At 61.1% G+C, this 25,069-nt stretch carries 18 protein-coding genes and 3 pseudogenes; 2 read left to right on the plus strand and 19 right to left on the minus strand.

Annotated elements, in window-relative coordinates:
- Positions 1-20 precede the first annotated feature (20 nt).
- The 5 genes and pseudogenes from LJ360_RS14380 to ppc all read right to left on the minus strand — a co-directional run bounded on the left by LJ360_RS14380 (position 21) and on the right by ppc (position 6,297).
- Positions 21-392, minus strand: a complete 372-nt coding sequence (locus LJ360_RS14380) for a hypothetical protein (protein ID WP_091852359.1) — start codon at positions 390-392, stop codon at positions 21-23.
- A 24-nt stretch (positions 393-416) separates the two neighbouring features.
- Positions 417-1,112: a tRNA (adenosine(37)-N6)-threonylcarbamoyltransferase complex dimerization subunit type 1 TsaB gene (gene tsaB / locus LJ360_RS14385; protein WP_091852362.1), complete on the minus strand. Its 696-nt coding sequence runs from the start codon at positions 1,110-1,112 to the stop codon at positions 417-419.
- Between the two features lie 75 nt (positions 1,113-1,187).
- Positions 1,188-1,841, minus strand: a complete 654-nt coding sequence (adk, locus tag LJ360_RS14390) for an adenylate kinase (RefSeq protein ID WP_091852365.1) — start codon at positions 1,839-1,841, stop codon at positions 1,188-1,190.
- A gap of 207 nt (positions 1,842-2,048) precedes the next feature.
- A complete protein-coding gene (locus LJ360_RS14395; protein ID WP_091852368.1) occupies positions 2,049-3,422 on the minus strand; it encodes an HDOD domain-containing protein in 1,374 nt (457 codons plus the stop codon).
- Between the two features lie 197 nt (positions 3,423-3,619).
- Positions 3,620-6,297: pseudogene (ppc, locus tag LJ360_RS14400) on the minus strand (phosphoenolpyruvate carboxylase).
- Positions 6,298-6,411: 114 nt separating this feature from the next.
- Between ppc and LJ360_RS14405 the strand changes: the two are divergent.
- Positions 6,412-6,639 (plus strand): hypothetical protein, encoded by a 228-nt coding sequence (locus LJ360_RS14405; protein ID WP_091852374.1) that lies wholly within the window; start codon positions 6,412-6,414, stop codon positions 6,637-6,639.
- A gap of 205 nt (positions 6,640-6,844) precedes the next feature.
- Here the strand turns inward: LJ360_RS14405 and LJ360_RS14410 are convergent, their stop codons facing one another.
- The 5 genes from LJ360_RS14410 to cysM form a co-directional block, all read right to left on the minus strand.
- On the minus strand, positions 6,845-7,189 hold the full coding sequence (locus LJ360_RS14410; protein ID WP_091852377.1) for a pilin assembly protein: 345 nt from the start codon (positions 7,187-7,189) through the stop codon (positions 6,845-6,847).
- Positions 7,190-7,361: 172 nt separating this feature from the next.
- Positions 7,362-8,216 (minus strand): nucleoside triphosphate pyrophosphohydrolase, encoded by an 855-nt coding sequence (gene mazG / locus LJ360_RS14415; protein WP_091852380.1) that lies wholly within the window; start codon positions 8,214-8,216, stop codon positions 7,362-7,364.
- A complete protein-coding gene (relA, locus tag LJ360_RS14420; protein WP_091852383.1) occupies positions 8,213-10,450 on the minus strand; it encodes a GTP diphosphokinase in 2,238 nt (745 codons plus the stop codon). The genes mazG and relA overlap by 4 nt, the downstream gene beginning before the upstream one ends.
- A gap of 46 nt (positions 10,451-10,496) precedes the next feature.
- Entirely contained in the window at positions 10,497-11,828 is a 1,332-nt protein-coding gene (gene rlmD / locus LJ360_RS14425; protein ID WP_091852386.1) for a 23S rRNA (uracil(1939)-C(5))-methyltransferase RlmD, read from the minus strand.
- Positions 11,829-11,855: 27 nt separating this feature from the next.
- Positions 11,856-12,749, minus strand: a complete 894-nt coding sequence (gene cysM, locus LJ360_RS14430) for a cysteine synthase CysM (protein WP_091852389.1) — start codon at positions 12,747-12,749, stop codon at positions 11,856-11,858.
- A 260-nt stretch (positions 12,750-13,009) separates the two neighbouring features.
- Between cysM and LJ360_RS14435 the strand changes: the two genes are divergently transcribed.
- Entirely contained in the window at positions 13,010-15,886 is a 2,877-nt protein-coding gene (locus LJ360_RS14435) for an ATP-binding protein (protein WP_091852392.1), read from the plus strand.
- Positions 15,887-15,897: 11 nt separating this feature from the next.
- On the opposite strand, the pseudogene pdxJ reads toward LJ360_RS14435, so the two are convergent.
- The 9 genes and pseudogenes from pdxJ to LJ360_RS14480 form a co-directional block, all read right to left on the minus strand.
- Positions 15,898-16,631, minus strand: a pseudogene (pdxJ, locus tag LJ360_RS14440) (pyridoxine 5'-phosphate synthase).
- Between the two features lie 45 nt (positions 16,632-16,676).
- Positions 16,677-17,399, minus strand: coding sequence for a DNA repair protein RecO (gene recO, locus LJ360_RS14445; RefSeq protein WP_091852399.1), 723 nt, complete (start codon positions 17,397-17,399; stop codon positions 16,677-16,679).
- 7 nt (positions 17,400-17,406) lie between these two features.
- The gene (era, locus tag LJ360_RS14450) at positions 17,407-18,324 is read right to left on the minus strand and encodes a GTPase Era (RefSeq protein ID WP_091852402.1); all 918 of its coding nucleotides are present in this window, start codon (positions 18,322-18,324) and stop codon (positions 17,407-17,409) included.
- A complete protein-coding gene (gene rnc, locus LJ360_RS14455) occupies positions 18,324-19,013 on the minus strand; it encodes a ribonuclease III (protein ID WP_091852405.1) in 690 nt (229 codons plus the stop codon). Before rnc ends, era begins: the two co-directional genes overlap by 1 nt.
- Complete coding sequence (locus tag LJ360_RS14460; protein ID WP_245742600.1) at positions 19,010-19,384, minus strand: DUF4845 domain-containing protein; 375 nt, start codon at positions 19,382-19,384, stop codon at positions 19,010-19,012. Before LJ360_RS14460 ends, rnc begins: the two co-directional genes overlap by 4 nt.
- 49 nt (positions 19,385-19,433) lie before the next feature.
- Entirely contained in the window at positions 19,434-20,249 is an 816-nt protein-coding gene (gene lepB, locus LJ360_RS14465) for a signal peptidase I (protein WP_091852412.1), read from the minus strand.
- Between the two features lie 11 nt (positions 20,250-20,260).
- On the minus strand, positions 20,261-22,063 hold the full coding sequence (gene lepA, locus LJ360_RS14470) for a translation elongation factor 4 (protein ID WP_091852555.1): 1,803 nt from the start codon (positions 22,061-22,063) through the stop codon (positions 20,261-20,263).
- 202 nt (positions 22,064-22,265) lie between these two features.
- A complete protein-coding gene (locus LJ360_RS14475; RefSeq protein WP_413774432.1) occupies positions 22,266-24,182 on the minus strand; it encodes a putative bifunctional diguanylate cyclase/phosphodiesterase in 1,917 nt (638 codons plus the stop codon).
- Between the two features lie 54 nt (positions 24,183-24,236).
- Positions 24,237-24,991, minus strand: a pseudogene (locus LJ360_RS14480) (CHASE domain-containing protein); the annotation flags it as partial.
- Between the last annotated feature and the right edge of the window lie 78 nt (positions 24,992-25,069).

The raw sequence follows: 25,069 nt of genomic DNA on the forward strand, positions 1-25,069 counted from the left end.
GCTGCTCAAGGAAAACGGTATCAGACGCGAATATCGATACCTGCCAGCTCAGCGTCATAACCATCCATCCCTTCGCGCTGGCTGGCCACAGCCGCAAAGGCCTGTAACGCTCGAAGGTTCGCCATGGGGATATCATCGGAGCGGAAAGGCTCGAGGCGCGTGTCTTCCGCGGCAGCCCGGGCCTGGACCCGGCGCAGGTAGCCTTCGGTGTCTTCCGTCGGAGAAGCGCCTGCGTTGTCGGTGGTACCGTTGCCAGCCGGAACAACACGGGCCTGCTGCCGATCATCGGCCAGGACCTCTGGGCGGGCCGCCGGCGCACGGGCACCATCGTTGCGTTCGCGGGCAACGTTGGTACCGATATACGGATTGTTGGGGTTGAGTCCACCAATCATGGCAGGTTTCCGGACCGTGTCTGGTTAACGCCCTGGAAGCTTCTTCCAGGTCACTTCGTCCCGCAGGTAAACGGGCTGGGCCTCAGCCGCCGGTACCGCGACACCTTTTTCCCAGGCATCGGCAGCCAGACGGACAACAAAGCGGGCGTCGGGAACCATTCCCGTTTCCGGAGATGCTACCCGGCTCACCACATTGTCAGGCATGCGCTCAGCATAGCGCCATCCACTGCCGCCCGCCAGCCATCGTAAAGGCCCTTCAGGCAAACTGACCTGTTCAGGGGGGCAGACCCGCTCCGGTGCCAGTGGCTCAGGAAGCCCGGCGGTCAGACGATAGCACCCCCAGTAAACCTCGTCCATCCTTGCATCAAAGGCCACGGCGATGCCGTCGCCTTCCTGGGCGTCCTGCTCTTCGGCTACAGCGAGGGCCACTGCCTGCAGGGAGGAAACCGGCACCACGGGGATATCCAGCCCCCAGGCCAGCCCCTGGATCACTCCGGTGGCGATGCGCAACCCGGTGAAAGATCCAGGGCCCGCTGCGAAGGCCAGTGCGTCGAGATCCCCCATGGCGACACCCTGCTCCTGGAGCAGCTGCCTGACCATTGGCATGATCAGGCGGGTGTGCCCCCGGGGCTCAACACGGAGATGCCCGCTCAGGTCGCTGCCATCAAGCAGCGCCACGGAGCAGGCATCAGCGGAGGTATCAATTGCCAGTAACTTCAAGTGTCTGTTATCCCGTCTGGTAAAGTGTTGGTTAAGCCCCTCAAGGCCTTGTCCGTAGCCAGACGGGACCTTTTATTATCCGAGTTTGGAAAGAATCTGCTCGCGGATATCGTCCAGCGAACCGACGCCGTCAACGCGAACGTATTTGGGCGCCTGTTGCGGCTCTTCCTTCGCCCAGTCCTGATAGTACCCTACCAGAGGCTCGGTCTGCTCATGGTACACCGCAAGGCGGTGGCGAATGGTTTCTTCCTTGTCGTCTTCGCGCTGAACCAGCGGCTCGCCGGTTTCGTCGTCCTTGCCATCTTCTTTGGGCGGGTCGTACTTGACGTGGTAGATACGACCGCTGGCCGGGTGAACACGGCGACCGGCCAGGCGCTGTACGATTTCCTCGTCGTCTACCGCGATCTCGACCACGTAATCGATGCTGATGCCCTGGTCCTTCAGTGCTTCAGCCTGGGGAATGGTGCGGGGGAAACCATCCAGCAGGAATCCGTTACGACAGTCTTCCTGCTGCACCCGCTCCTCGATCAGGGCAATAATGATTTCATCGGACACCAGTGAACCGGAATCCATCACGGCCTTGACCTTGTTGCCAAGCTCGGAGCCAGACTTCACGGCCGCACGGAGCATGTCACCGGTAGAAATCTGGGGGATGTCGAAGCGCTCAGTGATGAACTGGGCCTGGGTCCCCTTGCCGGCGCCCGGCGCCCCCAACATGATAATACGCATAGGTTGTGCTCCCATTTCCTGGATAATTATGTCATTGAATTGAAAAGCGGTTGCCAAACCCTGAACGGGTTACTGCAAGGCTTGGCAACAGCCTCTCTCACCCCTGGCAGGTTCACGGAGAGCCGGCATTATACGAAGTCGGGCCCGTCAGAGAAAGTCGACGTCAGTCGCAGTCAATACGTTCTGACCGTGATCCAGGCGAGCCGGTCAGGATGACAGAGAGCGGGCAAGGCTGTCCAGATCGTCAGACACCTGATCCACATCGTCCCGAAGAAGGTCCAGCTGGGTCGCCGGCAGGTCCAGCTTCGCGGCCAGCGCCTCGATGTCGTCGGGGTTGAACTCATCCCCCACGCCCTTCTCCTTGAGCAGGCCATTGGCAAGCTGGACCATGATGACGTAGGCCTTTTGCTCCCCCTCGTAGCGGGGCTGCTGATGGACGCCGGCGGATTTGACCACCGCATCCGGCAGCTGCCAAAGCTTGTGCAGGATTCCGCCGATCACACCGTGACCCACCGTGAGCATTTCCTGGTCTCCTGAGGCGCCGAACACCTGCTGCTCAAGGGCCCTCATGCTGACCTCGGGGTTGGCGGCGCGCAGCCGGTTAAGCTCCTCGAACTCGGCAGGGAACAGGTGGCCCACCAGCAGCAGGCCAAAGTTGTGCAACAACCCACAGAGGTAGGCCAGGGAGGGGTCTGCGCCACACTGGGGAGCCAGTCGCTGGCAGACAAAGGCACAATAGAGGGAGTGTCGCCAGAACTGGTCCATACCCAATGGGCCCTGGCGGGGAATGTCAAAAGCCCGCACCGAGGCGATGCCCAGGGCAATATGTGCCACCCGTTCGAATCCGAGTACCCGGGTGACAGCCTCCTGCACCGATTCGATCTGTCCCGGGTAGTTGAACAGTGCCGATCGGGCGTAACGGATGATCTGGGCCGTCAGGCTGGGGTCATACTCAATCAGCTCTGCCAGCTCCCGGGCTGAGGCTTCCGGGTCGCTGGTCAGGCGCAGGATTTTCAGTGCCAGGGCCGGCATCGGGGGCAGGCGGTAAAGCTTCTGCAGCTTGTCGGCTACTTCTTCGAGGGTGATGGTACTGGCGGACTGACCGCTAAGCCGTATGGTGACGTGCCCCTTGTCCGCTCCCGCCATGGCCAGGCGGAAGTCCCTTGCTGCCATTACCAGCAGCCTGGATGAGGAACCACAGGCCATGACCAGCCGCTCAGCCTGGTACAGGGATTCCTCCACCAGTACCGGCACGCCATAGGCTGAACCGAATGGCGGCACGAATCCCGGGGCGCAATCGCTGAAGACCTTGCCGGCCTGGTTAGCGGTCAGTGGCTGCATGCGGCGGCCGGTACGAGCTTCAATAGCGTCCAGGTCCGGCGAGCTGTCGAACGGGTGGACCACCAGCACGACGCCTTTCACATCAATGAGCGCGGTGCTGCGGATCACCTGGCGACGCTCCACGTCCGCCCCGAGAACGGCTGCGTCCAGGCCGCCACGGGGGTCTGCGGTAATTGGAATCAGGTCATGGGCGATGCCCTTGCGATTGAGATACTGCTCGACTCTGGCGGCCGCTGCCACGGGGGTCTCCTTACTGACTCTGACGCTATGCGAGCCCGGCCGCCATGCAGCAAGGCCCTGACGCACTACCGGGGTGCGGGAAGATTACCATATCCCCACCGCCCCGTCCGGCTCAGCGGCAAGTTCGCTGTCACCCACACGGCAAACCTGTCCATCCTGTGAATAGGCTCACAAGGCAGCCAGGCAAACGGCCCGTATCAACCGGTGTTACGCATGCCTGCTGCGATCCCCGCCATGGTGACCTTGAGTGCCTGCTCAACCAGCTCCGGCATGGGCACCACTTCAGCATCGGATCCCTCCGCGGCCACGTTCTGCTCAGCTTCCCGGTTACGGCGCAGCAACTCGGCCTGCAGGTAATGCAGCGGATCCGTATACGGGTTACGCACCTTCATGGATTGAGCGAATACCGGTTCGTGCTCCAGTAACGTCTGCTGCTCCTTCAGTGCCAGCACCTGCTCGATGCAGCCGGCGAGGCGCTCCCTCAACTGCTCACCCAGTGGGCGCAACTGCGGCTCTACCAGGATCTGGTCGTAGTAACTGGCAATACGCAGGTCCGCCTTGGCCAGCACCATCTCCAGCATATCGATGTAGGTGCGGAAGAAGGGCCAGTCCTGGCGCATGGCCTGTAGCAGCGGCATCTTGCCAGCCTTCTCCGCCTCGGACAGGGCCTCATCACTGCCCAGCCAGCTGGGGAGCATCAGTCGCATCTGGGTCCAGGCGAAGATCCATGGAATTGCCCGCAGGCTTTCCACGCCGCCACTGGGCTTGCGTTTTGCAGGGCGGCTGCCCAGGGCCAGCTTGCCCAGTGCCTGCTCCGGCGTCGCCTGGCGGAAATAGGGCACGAACTCCGGATTCTCCCGAACCACATCCCGATAGGCTTCAAGGGAGCGCTCGGTAAGCCAGTCCATCGCCTCCCGCCATTCCGGCTCGGGCGCCGGGGTGGCGCCAGGGTAGCCTCCACCACGGCGGTGGTGTACAAGGTGAGGCTTTGCTCCGCCAGCCGTGGCAGGCCAAACTTGAAGCGGATCATCTCTCCCTGTTCCGTAATCCTGAAGCTGCCGTTTACCGACCCCGGCGGCTGAGACAGTATTGCCCGGTTGGCCGGGCCGCCGCCACGGCCGACGGTACCGCCCCGGCCATGGAACAGGGTCAGGTGCATATCGAAGCGATTGGCCACCTCGGTGAGCTTCTCCTGGGCCTGGTACTGGGCCCAGGCCGCCATCATCTGGCCGGCGTCCTTGGAGGAATCGGAGTAGCCAATCATGACTTCCTGCTGGCCGTTGCAATACTCCCGGTACCAGTCCACGGAGTACAGGGCTTCCATAGCGGCGGGCGCACCCCGCAAATCATCCAGGGTTTCAAACAGGGGCACGATACGCATCGGGAACTTCATACCGGCTTCCCGCAGCAGCAAGATCACACTGAGCACATCCGATGGCGTACTGGCCATGGAGATCACATAGGAACCCAGGGCCTCCGGGGTCTGGCCAGCCACCACCTCGCAGGTGGCAAGCACCTCCCGTACCGGCCCCGTAGGTTCCCAGTTGCGGGGCACCAGGGGACGACGGCCGCGTAGCTCTTTCACCAGGAACGCCTGGCGCTGTTCCTCACTCCACTCCAGGTAGTTGCCGAGGCCCAGGTAGTCCACCATCTCCGCCACCGCCTCCGCATGGCGGGTGGCTTCCTGGCGGATATCCAGCCGAATCAGCGGCAGGCCAAAGGTGTGGGCACGGCGCAGGGTATCCAGTAACGGGCCATTGGCGATGGTTTCAAGGCCGCAGTCGATGAGGGAGCGATAACACAGCTCCAGCGGGCCGGTAAGGTCTTCGTTCTCGAACAGGATATCGGTCTCATCCGCCGGCTCACCGTTGACCCGGGCTTCCGCCCAGTCCCGGGTACGAATCAGCCGCTCCCGCAGACGTCCGAGAATGACCCGGTAAGGTTCACGACTCTCACCAGCCTGTTCCCTGAGCTCATCACTGGCCTGCCACATGGACAGCTCCGCCCGCAGGGACTGGATATCACGCAGGTAGAGGTCCGCCGCCATCCAGCGCCCCAGCAAGAACACCGTACGGGTCACATCATGGGTCACATTGGGGTTGCCGTCCCTGTCGCCCCCCATCCAGGAGGCGATCCGAATGGGCGTTGCGTCCAATGGCAGGCCGTTGCCAGTGGCACCGTCCAGCGCCTGGTCCAGGCTGCGCAGGAATCGGGGGACTGCCTCCCAGAGGCTGTTCTCGATGACCGCGAAGCCCCACTTGGCCTCATCCACGGCGGTCGGTCGCTCGTGGCGGATTTCGTCCGTGTGCCAGGCTTCCGCTACCAGCAGCCGCAGGCGATCCAGGGCCTCGTCCCGCTCAGCCGGCAACAGGTCATCATGGTCCAGGGCCGCCAGGCAGGCCGACATCTCATCGTACTTCATGATCAGGGTACGGCGGGCCACCTCGGTGGGATGGGCTGTGAGCACGAACTCCAGCCGCAGCTGCGAGACCTTGCGGTGCAGCTCTTCGGCATCCACGCCGCCGCTTTGCAGCCGCTGGAATACCTCCCCAAGGGACTCCACCATCAGATCAGACTGGTGTCCCCGCTTGCGGCGTACGCCATGATACTGTTCAGCCAGGTTGGCCAGGTTAAGGAACTGGTTGAAAGCGCGGGTAACAGGCAGCAACTGATCGTCACGCAGACTGCTCAGCAGGCGCACCAGGCGTTGCCCGGAGCCACTTTCCTGCCGCCGGTCTGCCTTGGCTGCGGCGCGGATTTCCTCGATCAGCTGATAGATCTCCTCGCCGGGATAGTTGCGGATATTGTCACCCAGCAACTCCCCAAGCAGGCGGACGTTCTCTCGCAATTCGGGATGCAATTCGGCCACGGGCATTTCCTTGGTTAATAATGGGATCTCGATTGACGGACCTTAAACCGTACAATGATACTTACTGATACTAATAACGACGTCGCCGCCCAATCGCAAGGGTGATCAACAGGAGATACCATGAAAGTTACCGACTTACCCCAACACTGGCAGGAAGACAAGAAGCCCGCCGAGCGGACCCATGACTACAACCTGCGCCTGCCGCTGGAGGATGCCGCCAGGGTTGCAGCGCTGGCGGAGATGTATCCGGGGCGCAGTGAGACGGATATTCTGAACGATATGATTGCGGCGGCGCTGGATGATCTTGCGGAGAGTACGCCGTTGAAGGATAAGCTGAAGAAAGGCTAACCAAGGCTTTGAAGCCCCTCTCCCCTTGTGGGAGAGGGGTTGGGAAGGGGCTGGGGTGAGGGCAGTCAACTCGAGGCGCTTCGCGCTACCCCTCTCCCCGGCCCTCTCCCCCAAGGGGAGAGGGGGTCCAATTCTCCCCGGCCCTCTCCCACGAGGGGAGAGGGAGTAAAATGTGCTACGACCGAAACTGTGGAAAAATCCGCCGTCAGGCCACAGACACCAGCTGACGACTCTTCAGCTCTTCCATATGTTTCTGGCTCAGAGCCACGAAGCGCGGTGTCAGACCCACGTCTTCGTAAATCTCGTAGCCTTCCTCATCGTAGGCCACTACCTTGTCACCCTGCTCATAGGGGAACGACGTCTCAAGCTCATCAAGGGCAGCTGAAAGCAGGTCCCGCATCAGGTCCTGGGGGGATTTCATGGGGTACAGGGCTGCCAGGCGCGACAGCTCCTCATGGTGAGCATCTGCCAGTTTGACGAAATAAGGGTCACGGGTCAGACGCCCCTTGGCGTGCTTGTCCCAATGTGCGACCAGATCACGGATCTTCATAACGACTCCTGCCTTCGACTACTACCCGATTGTTTTGGATTCTGGGGGCTATTGCCGGAAAAGTACAAACGTACATCGTCCCTCAACCCGCAGTGTAGTTGAATCGTGCAGAATGCAAGCGGGGAAATCGGTAACGATTTGTACTTATTTGTTGTTTTTGCTGGCGAGGTGCTCACTTGCCCGGTGAACGCTCCACACCTTTGACGCTGTTCCAGATGGCATCCAGGACCTCCAGTGATTCATCTTCCATGACCCTGCCCTCCTCTTCCAGCACCTGTTCGATGGCCCGGAAACGGGCTTCGAATTTGCGATTGGTGCGACGGAGGGCCTGGTCCGGGTTCACCTTCATGAAGCGTGCGAGGTTCACGCAGACAAACATCAGGTCTCCCAGCTCATCTTCCACCTCATCCCGAGCGGCCGGATCTTGCTGGGCATTGGCCCAGGCTTCCCGTAACTCCCCGATTTCCTCCTCCAGCTTGTCGAACACCGGGCCGATATCCGGCCAGTCGAAGCCATACCGGGCCGCGCGCCGCTGTAACTTGTCAGCCCGGGTGAGGGCCGGAAGCGATGCAGGGATATCCGCCAGACGGCTGGCCGGCTCCTGATCCGTGGTTTCTCCTTTTCCCGCTCGCTCCTCAGCCTTGATGCGCTCCCAGCTGGCAGCGATCCACTCGTCTGTGGGCCGGTTATCCGGATCAACCCGACTTTCCAGGGTACCCTCGGGAAACACATGGGGATGCCGCCGCAGCAGCTTGCGTACCAGGGTATCCACGATGTCATCGAAGCCGAAAAGCTCCTGTTCCTGACCCATCTGCGCGTAGAAAATGACCTGGAAGAGCAGGTCTCCCAGCTCTTCTTTAAGGTGGCCGTAGTCCTCCCGCTCGATGGTGTCGGCTACCTCGTGGGCTTCCTCAAGGGTATGGGGCACGATGGTACGGAAGGTCTGCTTCGTATCCCACGGACAACCCGTCTGCGGGTCACGCAGCCGGGCCATCAGGGTTTTCAGGTCGTCGATGGTATAGCTCATGAACGCTTGCGCCTTACCTCGATGATATTGGGCAGGTTACGGATCTGGGCCAGCAGCCGGGCCAGTTGTTCCAGGCTGCGGATTTCCACCGTAACCAACATGGTGGCGGTGTTCTCATCGATATTGGACAGGGTATTCAGGGACAACACATTGCTGCGTGAAGCCGTCAGCACCTGGGTGATGTCCCGCAGCAAGCCGTAGCGATCGTAGGCCTCGATCTCGATATCCACCGGGTAGGTCGCTTCCGGCCGGCCGCCCCAGCTCACTTCGATAATCCGGTTGGGCTCGAATTCCTTGTGGTGCAGGAACGTCAGGCAATCCTGGCGGTGCACCGTCACCCCACGACCCACGGTGATGTAACCGCCAATAGCATCCCCGGGCAGTGGCTTGCAGCACTTGGCCGCCTGGGTTTTGAGTTTGCCCACACCACGAATCTGGATGTCCGAATCGGTTTCATACTGCCCCTTGCGGTTGCCCAGCAGTTTCAGATCCAGCTGCTTGTCCCGGGGTTCCAGCATTTCCTGGGCCACATGGGCCACGTGGGTCGGCCGCAAGTCGCCGGCACCAATGGCGGCAAACATATCATCGGCGGCCGGGTAGTTGACCTTGCGGGCCAGCTCATCCAGGTCCACCTCGTACAGGGACAGGCGCTTGAATTCGTCCTCCAGGATGGCCCGCCCATCGGCAATGTTCTGGTCCCGGTGTTGCTGTTTGAACCAGTGGGTAACCTTGGCCCGGGCGCGGGGGGTCTGGATGTAGCCCAGGCTGGGGTTAAGCCAGTCCCGGCTCGGCGCCTGGTTGTTGGAGGTGAGGATATACACCTGGTCACCGGTTTTCAGGGGGTAGGTCAACGGCACGATCCGGCCGTTAACACGGGCACCCCGGCAGGCATGGCCCACTTCGGTGTGTACGCGATAGGCAAAGTCCACCGGCGTGGCGCCCTGGGGCAGGTCCACCACGTGGCCCTCGGGGGTAAAGACATAGACACGGTCGGAGGCGATATCGCCAGTGAGGTGGTCCGCCAGTCCGGACAGGTCCCCCAGCTCCTCCTGCCACTCCAGTACCTGGCGCAGCCAGTTGATCTTGGCTTCGTAACCGGTGGAGCGATTGCCGGTATCCGTACCCTTGTACAGCCAGTGGGCGCACACCCCCAGCTCCGCTTCCTCATGCATCTTGTGGGTGCGGATCTGCACTTCCATCACCTTGCCTTCCGGCCCTATGACGGCAGTGTGCAGGGACTGGTACCCGTTCTCCTTGGGGTTGGCGATATAGTCGTCAAATTCGTTGGGAATGTGGCGCCACAGACTATGGACGATACCCAGCGCGGCATAGCAGTCCCGCACTTCCGGCACCAGCAGGCGCACGGCACGGACATCGTAGACCTGGGAAAAGTCGATGCCCTTGCGGCGCATTTTCCGCCAGATGCTGTAGATATGCTTGGCCCGCCCTGCCAGCTCAGCCTGTATTCCGGAGCGGCGAAGCTCGTCCCCGAGGTCCTTCAGTACCTTCTGGATATAGCCTTCCCGGTCCAGGCGTTTTTCGTCCAGCTGGCGGGCAATTTTCTTGTAGGCGGTTTCGTGCAGGTAACGGAACGACAGGTCTTCCAGCTCCCACTTGATGTGCCCGATACCCAGGCGGTGGGCCAGCGGGGCATAGATATCGAAGACTTCCCGGGCCACTCGCATGCGCTTTTCGTAGGCGGCATTCTTCACCGCCCGCAAGGCGCAGGTTCGCTCCGCCAGCTTGATGAGGGCTACCCGCACGTCGTCGATCATGGTGACCAGCATCTTGCGCACGTTGTCCAGCTGGCCTTCTGTCTGGCCCAGCACATTGCCCTTGAGGGGATGATGGATGGCCGAAATCGCCGCCATCTGGACCACGCCCCGAATCAGGCCAGCAACCTCATCACCGAACTCCCGCTGGATTTCCTCCAGCTCGATGCGGCCTTCACGGACGGCACGGTAGAGTATGGCCGCCACCAGGCTGGCCTGGTCCAGGTGCAGTTCCACCAGCACCTGGGCCATTTCGATACCGGTGAGGAAACTGCTGGCCCCTGGCGCCCACAGCCGGTCCTCCTCGACAGCCCGGCGGTCAATCTCCGCACTGAGTTCACAGGCCCGGCGAAACTGATCCGGATTTTCAAGGCGGGTCTGAGCCTCGATCTGCCGTACCCAGCCTTCAATATCCACCTGTCCGTCTGCGGTAACCGCGTAGTCTTCCCGTACTTTTACCATGCCGTTGCTGCCGTCTCTGTCGGTAACCGGGCCCCGCCCGTTCGGGTCAATCCTTCTCGAACAGGGCGATGGACTCTACATGGGTAGTGTGGGGGAACATGTCCATCACACCCGCCTGCTTCAGGCGATAACCCTTGCTGACAATCACACCCGCATCCCGCGCCAGCGTGGCCGGATTGCAGGACACATACACAATGCGCTTTGCGCCAAACGCTGTGAGGTGCTCACAGATTTCCTGCGCGCCGGACCGTGGCGGGTCGATCAGAATCCGGTCAAACCCTTCCGAGGCCCAGCTTTCCCTGGTGAAATCACCATGCAGATTGGCGCCGTGGAAAGTGACATTGGAAAGGCCGTTAAGTTCGGCATTTTCACGCCCACGCACAACCATGGTGTCGTCACCCTCTACGCCAACCACCTGGCCTGCCTTGCGGGCCAGGGGGAGGGTGAAATTGCCAAGACCGCAGAAGAGGTCAAGCACCCGGTCACCGGACTGCACATCCAACCAGTCGATGGCCCTGTGTACCATGCGCTGGTTGATGTCAGCGTTAACCTGGGTAAAGTCCATGGGATGGAACTTCATGGTCAGGTCAAATTCCGGCAACCGATAGCTGAGCCGCTCTTCGCCGTTCTCCGGCCATATGCGATGTACCGTATCCGGCCCCGTGGGCTGCAGGTAGATATGCAAGTCGTGGGCCTGGCCAAAGGCGACCAGCGCCGCGCGATCCCCCTCACTGAGGGGAATCATGTTGCGGAAGATCATGGCGGCCACGTCATCACCGCAGGCCACTTCCACCTGGGCAATGTGCTGAAAAGCCTCCAGCTGATAGATCAGCTTTCTGAGATCGTCGATGCGCTCGCCAATACGAGGGTCCAGCACCACGCAGCGATCAATATCCGCCAGGAAGCTGTTGCGCTTTTCCCGGAAACCCACCAGCACCGAGTCACGCTTGTTGACGAAGCGAACACCAAGGCGGGCCTTGCGACGATAACCCAGGGGCGGTGACCGCATGGGCTCTACCCATTGCTCCGGCTCGATGCCCCCGAAATGGGCAAAGTGCTCGCGCAGGGTGTTCTCCTTGAACCGGATCTGGGCATCGGGCGCCATGTGCTGGAGGCTGCAGCCACCGCACAGGTCGGCGTATTCACAGGGGGGCGTGGCGCGCTCCGGGGACGCCTCCAGTACCTCTTCAGTGCGCAGTTCGTCGAACTTGCTACGGGTGGAGATCATTTTTGCCATTACCCGCTCACCGGGCAACGCGCCGTCCACGAAACGGGTCTTGCCCTCTTCCCGCGCAATGCCCCTGCCATCATGGCTCAGGGTTTCAATGATGCACGGCAACGGCTCTTTGGGCAGGGGTTTCCTGCGTCTGCGACTCATAGAAAGCTCTCTGGAAATCGGTATATATCAGGCGCCGGGAAATACGCCGGTGGACAGGTAACGGTCACCGCGGTCACAGATAATGGCCACGATCACGGCGTTTTCAACCTGCTCGGAAAGTTTGAGGGCCGCAGCGATCGATCCACCGGAGGATACGCCACAGAAGATGCCTTCTTCCCGGGCCAGCGCCCGCATGGTGTTCTCGGCTTCGTCCTGGCCCACGTCAAGCACCTGGTCCACGCGGCTGGCATCGTAGATTTTGGGCAGGTACTCCTCGGGCCAGCGGCGGATGCCCGGAATGGAGGAGCCCTCCTTCGGTTGCAGGCCGATGATCTGCACATCCGGGTTACGCTCCTTCAGGTAGCGGGACACCCCCATGATGGTGCCGGTGGTACCCATGGAGCTGACAAAGTGGGTCACACGGCCCTTGGTCTGCTCCCAGATTTCCGGGCCCGTGGTGCGATAGTGGGCCAGGGGATTATCCGGGTTGGCGAACTGATCCAGCACCGTACCCTTGCCCTCTTCCTGCATACGGGTGGCCAGGTCGCGGGCGCCTTCCATACCCTCTTCCTTGCTGACGGTGATGATCTCGGCGCCATAGGCACGCATGGACGCGCGACGCTCCTCGCTCATGTTCGCGGGCATGATCAGCTTCATGCGATAACCCTTGATGGCCGCGGCCATGGCCAGGGCAATACCGGTATTGCCACTGGTGGCTTCGATAAGGGTATCGCCTGGGCGGATTTCGCCTCGCTTTTCCGCCTCCTGGATCATGCTGATGGCAGGTCGATCCTTAACCGATCCGGCAGGGTTGTTACCCTCCAGCTTGGCCAGAACAACGTTGCTGGTCTCACCGGGCATACGCTGCAGGCGGACCAGTGGGGTATGACCGACATAATCCTCAATCGTGGGGAAATGCATGGCGTTCGCGCTCCTCGTCGGGATGGGCTGGCTTTAACAGCTTTTCAGTCCGCCTATGTTACACTGATGGCGCTTCTGAAGCAGGCTCCGGAAGGCCTTCTCGCGGTGGGCATCATACCCGCATCCGGGCAACCCGCCCAATAGGCGATACCGCTATGGCCATGACTACCGGCTATAAGGCCCGCCTTGAATGCCTTCTGCAGGCACCGGACTACACCATGGAAGCCGACGAGGGATCGGAAAAGAGGTAGAAGAACCGTATGCGTCGTTGGGGTATTCGAAAAAAGGTCCTGCTGGTCACCCTGGTTCCCACGCTGATTACAACGGTGCTACTGGGGCTTTTCTTTACCTGGAGCTGGGTCCAGAACATCAACCAGTTGCTGGAAGACCGTGGTGACTCACTGTCACGGCAGCTCGCGGCCGCCGCCGAATACGGGATGTTTACAGCCAACCGCAGCCTGCTGAGCAGTCTTTCCAATGCCCTGCTCGAAGAGCGGGACGTCCGCTCCATTACTTTCTACGACGCCCGCCAGGAACGCCTGCTCCATACCGGGCCGGCAAGTACCTTTGACAAATCCGAAGATTTCCCCCGGAGTGCCGTTACCCACTGGCCCTCGGCCGGCAATACGGTATTCATTTCCCCGGTGTACCTGCAGGACCTGATGCTGGAGAACCTGCTGGACCTTGAGTCCCGTGACTCGCCACCGAGCACCATGGAGCCCATCGGCTGGGCTGCCGTCGAGATGTCCCATGTCCGCACCGAAAAGGAAACCTGGAAGGCGCTGTTTATTTCCCTGCTGGTGATCGTCGCCGGGGTACTGCTGAGCCTTGCCATCGCCCTTCGCCTGAGCCGTTCATTCACCGATCCGGTATTCGAACTCAACCGCGCCGTTGCGCGCCTCAAGGAAGGCCACCTGGACACCCGGGTCCACACCGGGGCCGGCCCCGAGTTCGAACAGCTGGAATCCGGCCTCAACGCCATGGCCGAGGAGCTCAGCAAGGCCCAGGCGGAAATGCAGCAGAACATCGACCAGGCCACCGAGGACCTGCGGGAAACCCTGGAAACCATCGAGATCCAGAACATCGAGCTGGACTTTGCCCGCAAGGACGCCCTGGAAGCCAGCCGCATCAAATCGGAATTCCTGGCCAACATGTCCCATGAGATCCGGACTCCGCTGAACGGCATCATCGGCTTCACCGAACTGTTGCTGAAAAGTCCGATGCAGAAGCAGCAGGCGGAGCACCTGAGCACCATCCGAAAGTCCTCGGAAATCCTGCTCACCATCATCAACGACATCCTGGATTTCTCGAAGATCGAGGCCGGCAAACTGATCCTCGACCGGGTGCCCTTCCACCTGCGGGAGATTGTCGAGGAGGTCATGGTGATGCTGGCGCCCGCCGCCCACAGCAAGAACCTGGACCTGGTGCACCTGGTCTATGCCGACGTGCCGGACAACATCATGGGTGACCCGTTGCGGGTTAAACAGGTGATCACCAACCTGGTGAACAACGCCATCAAGTTCACCCAGACCGGCGAAGTGGTCCTTCGCGCCAGCCTGGAGGCAGAAGACCCGGAAACCAACCAGGTCACCCTTCGCATCAGCATTACCGACTCCGGCGTGGGCCTGTCCCGGGCCCAGCAGCAGTCATTGTTCAATGCCTTCAGCCAGGCAGATGCCTCTACCGCCCGCCAGTACGGTGGCACCGGCCTGGGGCTGGTAATCTCCAAGCGCCTTGTGGAAGAGATGGGCGGCACCATCAGCCTGGAAAGCGAGCTGGGCAAGGGTTCCACCTTCTGGTTCACCCTCACCACCGAGCTATCCACACGCACCGATGCACCACTGCCCCACGATGCCCTGCGGGGCGAACGGGTGGTGTACCTGGAACAACAGAAAACCACTGGCCTTGCAGTAGAACATATCCTGCGGGACTGGGGCATGCAGGTGGTGCGGGCACAGTCACCAGCCGACCTGCTGGAACGGGTGGAAGAGGCCCAGCAGAAGCAATCCGGCTTTGCCCTGGCGATCATCGGTATCACTCGTCACCTGCTCAACTCCAGCCAGTACCGGGAACTGATCCGCACGCTGGAAGTCGACCGGGACTGCCGTACCCTGCTACTGACACCCACCCTGGAAACCCACGACACCGCCCTTTCGGGTCTGACCAGCGGACACCTTACCAAGCCTGTGTGCAGGGAACCGCTGTATGACGAACTGCTGATGCTGGTGCATGGCATTGATACCGGCCAGCGCCAGCTGGAGCAAGCCGCAGCCCGCAGTGTCTATCCAGCGCCTGACAGCCCGTCGAGTCTGCCAAGAATCATGGCGGTGGATGACAACGAAGCCAACCTGAAACTGGTGCTTACCCTGCTGAAGGATTGCGGCATTCCGGCCGACGGTGCCACCAGCGGTTTCGAGGCCCTGAGCAAGGCCCGAAACCAGAGCTTTGACCTGATTTTCATGGACCTGCAGATGCCGGGCATGGACGGCATCGAGACCACCGCCCGCCTGCGGGGGCTGGATGACTCCCACCACCGCACAGCCATTATTGCGCTGACTGCCCACGCCCTGGCAGACGAGCAGGAACGGCTTATGCAGCAGGGGTTCGATGGTTACCTGGCCAAGCCGGTGAACAGCCAGCAACTGATGGACACCCTGGTGGACTTCACCGGCTACCAGCCCACTGACACTCAACGCAGCCAGGGCAACATAGCCGAGTTCCGGGACACCCGCCGCCCCTTGCGGCCGTCTACAAGGCGGCGGCAGAAGCCGGTGGTGGATGTGGCCGAGAGCATTCGCCTGGCCGCCGGCAAGGTGGACCTGGCGGAGGAGTTGTTCAGTATGCTGCTCGAACAACTGCGCCCGGACCAGGAAACCATTCGCCAACGCTGGTCCGCCGATGACTACGAAGCGGTACTGGAATGCGTGCACAAACTGCACGGTGCTACCCGGTACTGCGGCGTTCCGGAACTGCGGGACGCCTCGGAACAGTTCGAAACCGCCCTGAAGCGGCGTAGTGACGATATGAATTCGCTACGGGAGAACCTTCTGGCCGCCATGGAGCGACTGGATATCTGGGGAGATCAGACGGACTGGCAGGCCTTGTTTCGGCGTAGCGATGAGGTAAACCCTGTTTAGCCCAAAAAGCCCTAACTACGAGCCTGGTCCAGAATCGCCCGCATATCCCGGACCGCCTCTTTCAGGCCGGTAAACACCGCCCGGGCAATAATGGCGTGGCCGATATTCAGCTCATTGATGCCAGGAATGGCCGCCACCGCCAGCGTATTGTGGTAGTTGAGCCCGTGACCAGCGTTGACCACCAGCCCCTTGCGCCGGGCGTACTCTACTGCCTGCTTGAGGTTCGCAAGGGTATGCGCCTGTTCCGCCGGCGTATCCGCCTCGGCGTATTCACCGGTATGAAGTTCGATCACCGGTGCCCCACAACGCACCGCAGCGTCGATCTGAACCGGGTCGGGGTCGATGAACAGGGACACCTCGGCTCCGATGCGAGCCAGCCGGTCACAGGCCCGTGCCACCCGCTCCTCGTTGCCGTCGACATCAAGGCCGCCTTCAGTGGTCAGTTCCTCCCGTTTTTCCGGAACCAGGCACACACATTCCGGCCGCACGTTCTCGGCAAAGCTGAGCATGGCGTCTGTCACGGCCATCTCCAGGTTCATACGGGTATTCAGGGTCTGCCGCATCAACAGCACGTCCCGGTCCTGGATGTGGCGACGGTCTTCCCGGGGTGGATAGTGATGCCGTCGGCACCAGCTTCCTCTGCCACCATGGCCGCCTGGACCGGGTCCGGGAAACGGGTGCCCCGGGCCTGCCTGAGGGTGGCCACATGGTCGACGTTGACTCCGAGCAATACACGATCTTTCATGGCTGCCGTCCTGTGTTGTTGGATACGGGGATGGATGATTCGGAATCAGGTTGAGCCTGAACGCCCACCAAAAAGCGCACGACTGTTCAAAGGCTTGCCCTGTAACAAAAAGTCGGTCAGCGACCTCATGACCTGTTTCGCGACCCGGCGGGCTTCGGGAGAATGAAGGTCTCCGGAGGCCAGTGCCAGCAGTGCCTCGCCAGGCAGTCCGCGCACGCGGGTGTGTTCCGCCGGGGTAGCCAGTATGCCCTGCTGGGGATCGTAACAGTAGCGTTGCCCGGCCTGAACCGCCTGCCCCAGATCCGTCGCTTCATCCCAGGCGAAACCGTATCCAAGATTCTCGGCAAGGGCCATTTCGAAGCGGCGCAGCACCGGTTCCACATCCCCGTCGGCGGAGGCAAGCTGGTCGAGGGCCTCGATGTAGGCCGCAAACAGCTCCTGGACCGGGTCGAAGGGGGACAGCAATTTCTGCAACACTTCGTTGAGATAGAATCCACTGTACAACGCCGTGCCGTGGCCGAGTTGAACGCCGGGACGGGTGTCGGTATGGGTCAGGGTCTTCAGGTCGGCACGGCCAGTCCAGTCCACCAGCAGCGGCTGGAAAGGTTGCAACTGGGCCTTGAGAGCACTGCGGGTACTGTTGGCGCCCCGGGCCACGACCCCCACCTTGCCATGGTTGAGGGTCAGCAGGTCTACCAGCAGACTGGTTTCCCGGAAGGGACGCCGGTGCAGCACATAGGCGGGTTCCTGTTGTACCTGCCCTGCCATCGCGGCCTCAGCTGTCGTGCATGCCCAGGCTCTTGAGGGCCCGGTCGCTGTCGGCCCAGCCGCGCTTCACCTTGACCCACAGCCGCAGCATGACCTTGCCGTCAAACATGCGCTCCATGTCGGCCCGTGCCTCCTGGCCGATACGGCGCAGGCGCTCCCCCTTGTCACCGATGACGATCTTCTTCTGTCCTTCCCGCTCCACCAGGATCAGTGCCGAGATGTGCAGGGTCTTGCCATCATGGCGGAATTCCTCGATCTCCACTGCCACTGAATAAGGCAATTCGGCACCCAGCTGACGGGTGATCTTCTCCCGCACAATTTCGGCAGCCACAAACCGTTCACTGCGGTCGGTGATCTGATCGTCCGGGTAAAAGTGAACGCTCTCCGGCAGAAAGCGGGAGACCGCCTCCTCCAGGGGTTCAATGTTCTGGTCTTTCAGGGCCGACATGGGAATGATCTCGGCAAAGTCCCGCTTGGCGGCAAGTTCCTCAAGCACCGGCAGCAGGGTTTCCCGCTTTTCCAGCTTGTCCACCTTGTTCACCGCCAGGATTACCGGGCAGGTCAGGTGGGTAAGCTTGTTCAGCACCATCTCGTCTGCCGGCGTCCAGTGATGACGGTCCACTACGAACACCACCACGTCCACATGCTTGAGGGCGGCGGAAGCGGCCCGGTTCATGTAGCGATTAAGGGCTCGCGGCTCCTCTTCGTGCATGCCCGGGGTATCCACGTAGATGGCCTGTACCGGCCCTTCGGTCTTGATGCCCAGGATCTGGTGACGGGTAGTCTGGGGCTTGCGGGAGGTAATACTGAGCTTCTGCCCCAGGATATGGTTCAGTAGCGTGGACTTGCCTACATTCGGGCGGCCCACGATGGCCACGAAACCGCAGCGGCTGTCGGTATTTTCAGGCCGGGTAATGTCATTCATCAACTGTTCTCCACGCCCAGCTGCTTGAGGGCAGCACGGGCTGCCTGCTGCTCGGCGATGCGGCGGCTGCTGCCGACGCCGGTGGTCTTGCGGTCCAGCGAAGGCATGGCGCAGGACACGTGGAAGGTCTGGGCATGGGCCTCGCCGTCCACCGAGATCACCTCATACCGGGGCAGCGGAAATTGCCGTGACTGCAGGTATTCCTGCAGGCGGGTCTTGGGATCTTTCTGGGTGTCCTGGATATCGAGGCGCTCCAGGCGCTTGTCGAACCAGCTCAGCACCTGCTCCCGGCAGGTGTCGAAAGTGCTGTCCAGGTAGATGGCGCCAATGATCGATTCCACGGCATCCGCCAGGATCGAGTCCCGGCGAAAGCCGCCACTTTTCATTTCCCCCGACCCGAGACGAAGGTACTGGCCCAGCTCGAACTCTCGCCCGATTTCCGCCAGGGTCACCCCTTTGACCATCCGCGCCCGCAAGCGGCTGAGCTGGCCTTCCCGGGCCCGCTCGAAGTTATGATACAGATGCTCGGCAATGATCATGTTCACCAGCGAGTCACCAAGGAACTCCAGCCGCTCATTGTTCTGGTTGCCGAAGCTGCGGTGGGTCACCGCCAGCAACAGCAATTCAGGATCATTGAACTGGTAGCCGATGCGGCGCTGCAATCTGTCCAGGTCGGGTTGGTTCGTCACTGTCCTGTCAGCTCGTAGAAATGACTGAAACTGATTACCGCATCCACGTTGTACACCACGTGGGTACGAACTTCGTAATCCAGGCTGATGACCACGATGTCACCATCCTTTTCGATCTGGATATCCTTGGCATTGAAGCCATCCACGTTGTTCACGCTCAGGCGCTTGGTCACCAGACGACGCACATCCGCCGGGGTCATCTGTGACAATCCTTCTTCGCCATCAAGGCCTTCCAGGGCTCCCTGAACAGTGTAGTCATCAAGGTAGGCCGGGCCCAGCTTGATCACCAGTGTCAGCAGGCTGGCAAAGAACAGTACCGCAATCAGGATACCCAGGGTGGAAGCACCACGCTGCTGGAAGTATTGGTTCATACGCACGTACCTCATACTAGCGGCATTACGCCGACAAACGTTCGTAAAATCAGTCGATGGAGCCTACCCGGTCGAACGAGGGCAGGCTGGTGATGGAGGGCCACTGCATCCAGATCAGGAATGCCTTGCCAACCACCATATCATCCGGAACCATACCCCAGAAGCGGCTGTCATTACTGTTATCCCGGTTGTCTCCCATCATGAAGTAGTGCCCATCCGGAACAATCCATTCCCCTTCACCCACGCCAGTGCGAGCGCCGAGGTCGCGGTAAATCAGGTGTTCCACATCGCCCAGTTGCTCTTCCAGCATTTCATAGGGGGGCAGGTTCGCCACGAACCGGGTCGACACACGCTCACCGTTGATGAACAGCTCCTTGTTACGATAGCCAATCCGGTCACCCGGCAGGCCCACCACCCGCTTGATGTAATTGGTGGTGCCGTCCTGCGGGTAACGGAAGACCATAATATCGCCACGCTCCGGGTCACCGATGTCCACTACCTTGGTACCAGCCACCGGCAGGCGCAGGCCGTAGGCGTACTTGTTCACCAGGATGAAATCCCCCACTTCGAGGGTTGGCAACATGGAGCCGGAGGGAATCTGGAAGGGTTCGATCAGGAACGACCGCAGAACCAGCACAATGGCCAGCACCGGAAAGAACGACCGGCTCAGGTCCACCAGGTAGGGTTCTGGCGGACCGGCCTGCTCGTCGCTGGCGCCTGCTGAACCGCCGCTGGCAACCGCAGCGCCGCCTGAAGCCTCCCATGCGGCTTCCCGTTTCGGTCGGAGGAACAGCCGGTCACCCAGCCAGATAATGCCCGTGGCGAAGGTCAGCACGACCAGGATCAGCGGAAAATTGATATCCATTCAGTAAAGCCCTAGTTATCCACTTTCAGCACCGCCAGGAACGCTTCCTGGGGTACCTCGACGTTACCCACCTGCTTCATCCGCTTCTTGCCTTCCTTTTGCTTCTGCAGCAGCTTCTTCTTGCGACTGACGTCACCGCCGTAGCACTTGGCCGTGACGTTCTTGCGCAGGGCCTTGACGGTAACCCGCGCAACCACCTGGTTGCCGATGGCCGCCTGGATGGCGATATCGAACATCTGCCGGGGTATCAGCTCCTTCATCTTCTCGATCAGCGCACGGCCCCGGTGATGGGCCTGGTCCCGGTGAACAATCAGCGCCAGGGCATCAACCCGGTCGCCGTTGATCATCACATCCAGCCGCACCAGGTTGGCGGCCTGGAAGCGAACGAAGTGATAATCCAGCGAGGCAAAGCCCCGGCTGGCAGACTTGATGCGGTCAAAGAAGTCCAGCACCACTTCGGCCATCGGCAGTTCGTAGGACAGCTGCACCTGGTTGGCCAGGAACAGCATATTCTTCTGCACGCCCCGCTTTTCCTCACACAGCGCTATGACGTTGCCCAGATGCTCCTGGGGCACCAGGATACTGGCCTCCACAATGGGCTCGCGCATTTCCTCGATGGAGCCGATATCCGGCAAGCGGGAAGGGTTGTCCACAGCCTTCACCTCGCCGCTGCGGGTCACCACCTCGTAGATTACCGTGGGCGCGGTGGTAATCAGGTCAATGTCGTATTCCCGTTCCAGCCGCTCCTGGATAATTTCCATGTGCAGCATGCCGAGGAAGCCGCATCGGAAACCAAAGCCCAGGGCATCGGAGTTCTCTGGCTCATAGAACAGTGAGGCATCGTTAAGGGTGAGCTTCTCAAGGGCATCCCGGAAGTCTTCGTAATCGTCCGCACTGACCGGGAACAGGCCGGCATAGACCTGGGGTTTGACCTTCTGGAAGCCGGGAACCATCGGGGTTTCATCGGCGTACTTCTGGTGCACGATCGTATCACCCACCGGCGCCCCGTGGATGTCCTTGATGCCAGCGACCACAAAGCCCACATCGCCGGTGCTGAGTTCGCCGGTATCCTTCAGCTTCGGCGTAAAAATACCCACCCGGTCAGCCGTCCAGGCCTTGCCGGTGGACTTGATCTGGATCTTGTCCCCCTTGCTCATCACGCCCTGTCGGATACGCACCAGTGAAACCACGCCAAGGTAGTTATCGAACCAGGAATCGATGATCAGCGCCTGCAAAGGGGCTTTTTCGTCCCCTACGGGAGGCGGAATGCGCTTGATCAGGTCTTCCAGCACATCTTCAACGCCCATGCCGCTCTTCGCACTGCAGCGCACCGCGTCCTGGGCCTCAATACCGATGATGTCCTCGATCTCCTGGGCGACCCGCTCGGGCTCAGCCTGGGGCAGGTCCATCTTGTTCAGGACAGGCACCACCTCGAGCCCCTGCTCAATGGCCGTGTAGCAGTTGGCCACAGACTGGGCCTCTACGCCCTGGCCCGCGTCGACCACCAGCAGCGCACCCTCACAGGCATACAGGGAGCGGGACACCTCGTAGGAGAAATCCACGTGGCCCGGCGTATCAATGAAATTGAGCTTGTACTCGATGCCGTCGCGGGCCTTGTAGTTGAGGGTGACGCTCTGGGCCTTGATGGTGATACCCCGTTCCCGCTCCAGATCCATGGAATCCAGCACCTGCTCCGCCATTTCGCGGTCGGTCAGCCCCCCGCAGACCTGGATAAACCGGTCCGCCAGTGTGGACTTGCCATGGTCAATGTGGGCGATGATCGAGAAGTTACGAATGCGGCTCAGTTCAGTCACAGACAAATGGTTACCCGTAGCAGACGTGTTCACCGGACAGCGGGCGCCGCGGGCACCTGGAAGGCGCTGCCCTCACGGTGGAGAATTTCAGGGCCGGCCGAATGAAAAATGCCAGGCGCCTGCAAAGGCGGGATTTTACCGGTTGTCTGGCCTCATTACCATCGACCAGCAACCCCGGAGGTTCCGCAATTATGCGCACAGATCACGGAATCAGCGCCCGCTCGTACTGGTTGACCAGGTAACTGATCAGCGAGTCTTCATCCAGTGGATGGCTGAACAGGTTGCCCTGACACTGGGCGCAGCCGGCATCCTGCAGGAATTGCAGCTGATGGGGGGTCTCCACACCTTCGGCTACCACCGTCAGGCGCAGCTTGCGGGCCAGGGCGATGACGGCCGAGGCCACGTCGGTGGCATTGGAGTTGTAGGGGATATCACGGATAAAACGGTCATCGATTTTCACCGCATCCAGGGGCAGCTGTTGCAGGGCAGCCAGCGAACAGGCGCCGCTACCGAAGTCGTCAAGCACCAGGTGGGCGCCAGTTTCGTGGAGGCCATTGAGCAATGCTCGCAAGGTACGCGGGTCCTCATTCAACAGTGCCGCTGGCAGCTCCAGCTCCAGTCGCTCCGGCATCACGCCGGTTTCCGTGATAATTCGGCGGAACAGATCAAGGAAGCCCTGGTCCGTAGCCTGGCGAACGGACAGGTTCACCGCCACCCGCAGACGTTCGAACCCGGCGCGCTCCAGCGCCTGGATCTGGATACAGGCCTGCCGCAATGCCATTTCGCCGAGACGGATGATCAACCCTGACTCCTCGGCCAGGTTGATAAACTGCTGTGCCGAGATCATCCCCCGCTCCGGGTGCTGCCAGCGCAGGAAGGCTTCAACGCCGACGACCTGCTGGGCGTGGAGGTCCACCTTTGGCTGGTAATGCAGTACGAACCTGTCTTCATCCAGGGCGTTTGCCAGCTCTTCCTGCTGCAGCAGGCGGCGGGCGGCCTGCAGGTTCATAGCCGGGGTAAAGAACTGGTAGTTATTACGCCCCCGCTCCTTGGCCCGGTACATGGCAAGGTCCGCGTACTTCATCAACACGCCCGGGTCTTCGCTGTCATGGGGGATCATGGTTACACCAATACTGACGGTGATGCCCACCTCATGTTCATTCAGGCGCACCCGCTGACACAGACGGCGCAGGATGGTTTCGGCCACCTTGGCGGCGGCCTCGGGCCCGCTGATACGGGACAGCAACACCACGAACTCATCGCCGCCCAGTCGGGCCACCGAGTCTTCCTCGCGCACGCAGCCGGTGAGCCACCGGGCCACATGCTCCAGCAACTGGTCGCCGGCGTCGTGACCCAGGGTGTCGTTGATACGTTTGAAGCCGTCCAGGTCCAGGAACATCAGGGCCGCCGGCTCCTGGCTGCGGCGACTGCGGCGAACCACATGGGCCAGCCGGTCCCGGAACAGCTGGCGGTTGGCCAGTCCGGTGAGCGGGTCATAGAAGGCGAGCCTGTGCAGTTCCGACTGGGCCGCCCGCAGCTGGGTCAGGTCCCGCAGGCTGAGCACGACGCCCTCAACCCCCGGGACATCCAACATGGCGATAAACGAGCCTTCCATTTCCCGCCACTCGCCGGAGGCATCCCGTATCCGCGCACGTACCACCGGCATCTGTTCGCCGGGCTTGCGAAGGGCCTCACGGAAGCCGTCCTGCAGGCGGGGCCAGTCATCACTGTGCACCCGTGTCTGGGAGGGCACGTCACGGGCATCGTCCGGGTCGTATCCGAGAATGGTATTACTGGACGGGCTGACATAGGTGGCCCGTCCCTGACGGTTCAGCACCACGGTGATATTGCTTGCGCCTTCCGTAATGGCCCGGTAACGACCGGCGCTTATCTGGGCCAGAACCCTCGAACGGATCAACGCCAGAGCAAAGGCAAACAGCAGCAGGCTTACCAGTATGCCCGAGCCAAGCACAATTGCCGGGCGCGGATCGGACGCCAGGAAATCGAAGGCCGGCGTGGAGCGGGTCTGGATCACCCAGGTACGACCGCCGTACTCGATCTGCTGGGTCTTTTCGAAACTGAAGTCCTCATCCAGCGAACCGAGGTTGGAACCGTACATCAGGGTTTCCCGCCCCAGGCTGCTGCCGTCATAGATACGCACGTCGAGGAAGGGTGAAATCAGCCCGACAATACCGTCCAGCAGGTTATTGGTCCGGAAGGCACTGAACACGAAGCCCTTGAGCAACATACGGCGCTCTCCAAGGGACTGGGGTACAACGCCGCCGTGATAGACCGGGTAGTACATCAGGAAGCCTGCCTGGTCCTCGGCCACCTCCTCCTGCACCAGCACGACCTTGCCGGTCACCACCGGGCCGGCGGTATCGCGGGCCCTTTCGATGGCCTTCCGGTGAATGGGATCCTGGTAGGCATCGTAGCCAAAGGCCCGCCGGTTGCGCTCCGTGGCGGGCTCCAGGTAAACGATGGGGTGGAATTCCGGCCGCAGCCCCGGGGTCGGACCACATACCCCTCCAGGCCCTCTGCTTCCAGTTCCTGCAGGTGCCCATGAAGCTCATTGATCATGATACGCCGGGTGTAGCCAATCCCCTGGATGCCGGGGTAGTAACGGTCAATATTGACCTTGTCGATATAGGTACGCCACTCCTCCCGGGAGACCTCACCGGCCACCGAGAACAGACCGGCGCTGCCGGCAAGCACCTGTTCATAGTTGAGCAGTCGTTCCTCGATAGCGGTCTTGAGTTGAAGGGACTGTGTATTGAAACGGCTTTCAGTGCGGTCTTCGACAAGGCGGAGAGAGAGAACCCAAAGGGCAGCGGTAACACACAGGGCAATGGCCAGGACCAACCACGCCATGCGTGCGTGGCGGGGACGAAGCAGTTCCCTGAGGGAGATATCCTTCTTGTTGATCATTTCCGAGTCCGTTCCCTGGATATTCAATGCCTGCCCCGCCTGAGCAAACAGGGGCGCGCCACTGGATCAATAGTGTGG

This window comes from Marinobacter sp. AN1 (assembly GCF_026013985.1).
GTDB lineage: Bacteria > Pseudomonadota > Gammaproteobacteria > Pseudomonadales > Oleiphilaceae > Marinobacter > Marinobacter segnicrescens.

Coding starts and splice junctions, on each gene's coding strand:
- lepB (WP_091852412.1), bottom strand. CDS start 20,249: ATGGATATCAATTTTCCGCTGATCCTGGTCGTGCTGACCTTCGCCACG.
- LJ360_RS14410 (WP_091852377.1), bottom strand. CDS start 7,189: ATGAAGATCCGTGATCTGGTCGCACATTGGGACAAGCACGCCAAGGGG.
- LJ360_RS14475 (WP_413774432.1), bottom strand. CDS start 24,182: ATGTACGGTTCCAACCTCGGTTCGCTGGATGAGGACTTCAGTTTCGAA.
- LJ360_RS14380 (WP_091852359.1), bottom strand. CDS start 392: ATGATTGGTGGACTCAACCCCAACAATCCGTATATCGGTACCAACGTT.
- relA (WP_091852383.1), bottom strand. CDS start 10,450: ATGGTAAAAGTACGGGAAGACTACGCGGTTACCGCAGACGGACAGGTG.
- LJ360_RS14460 (WP_245742600.1), bottom strand. CDS start 19,384: ATGAACCAATACTTCCAGCAGCGTGGTGCTTCCACCCTGGGTATCCTG.
- recO (WP_091852399.1), bottom strand. CDS start 17,399: ATGGCAGGGCAGGTACAACAGGAACCCGCCTATGTGCTGCACCGGCGT.
- era (WP_091852402.1), bottom strand. CDS start 18,324: ATGAATGACATTACCCGGCCTGAAAATACCGACAGCCGCTGCGGTTTC.
- LJ360_RS14405 (WP_091852374.1), top strand. CDS start 6,412: ATGAAAGTTACCGACTTACCCCAACACTGGCAGGAAGACAAGAAGCCC.
- adk (WP_091852365.1), bottom strand. CDS start 1,841: ATGCGTATTATCATGTTGGGGGCGCCGGGCGCCGGCAAGGGGACCCAG.
- rlmD (WP_091852386.1), bottom strand. CDS start 11,828: ATGAGTCGCAGACGCAGGAAACCCCTGCCCAAAGAGCCGTTGCCGTGC.
- mazG (WP_091852380.1), bottom strand. CDS start 8,216: ATGAGCTATACCATCGACGACCTGAAAACCCTGATGGCCCGGCTGCGT.
- cysM (WP_091852389.1), bottom strand. CDS start 12,749: ATGCATTTCCCCACGATTGAGGATTATGTCGGTCATACCCCACTGGTC.
- LJ360_RS14435 (WP_091852392.1), top strand. CDS start 13,010: ATGCGTCGTTGGGGTATTCGAAAAAAGGTCCTGCTGGTCACCCTGGTT.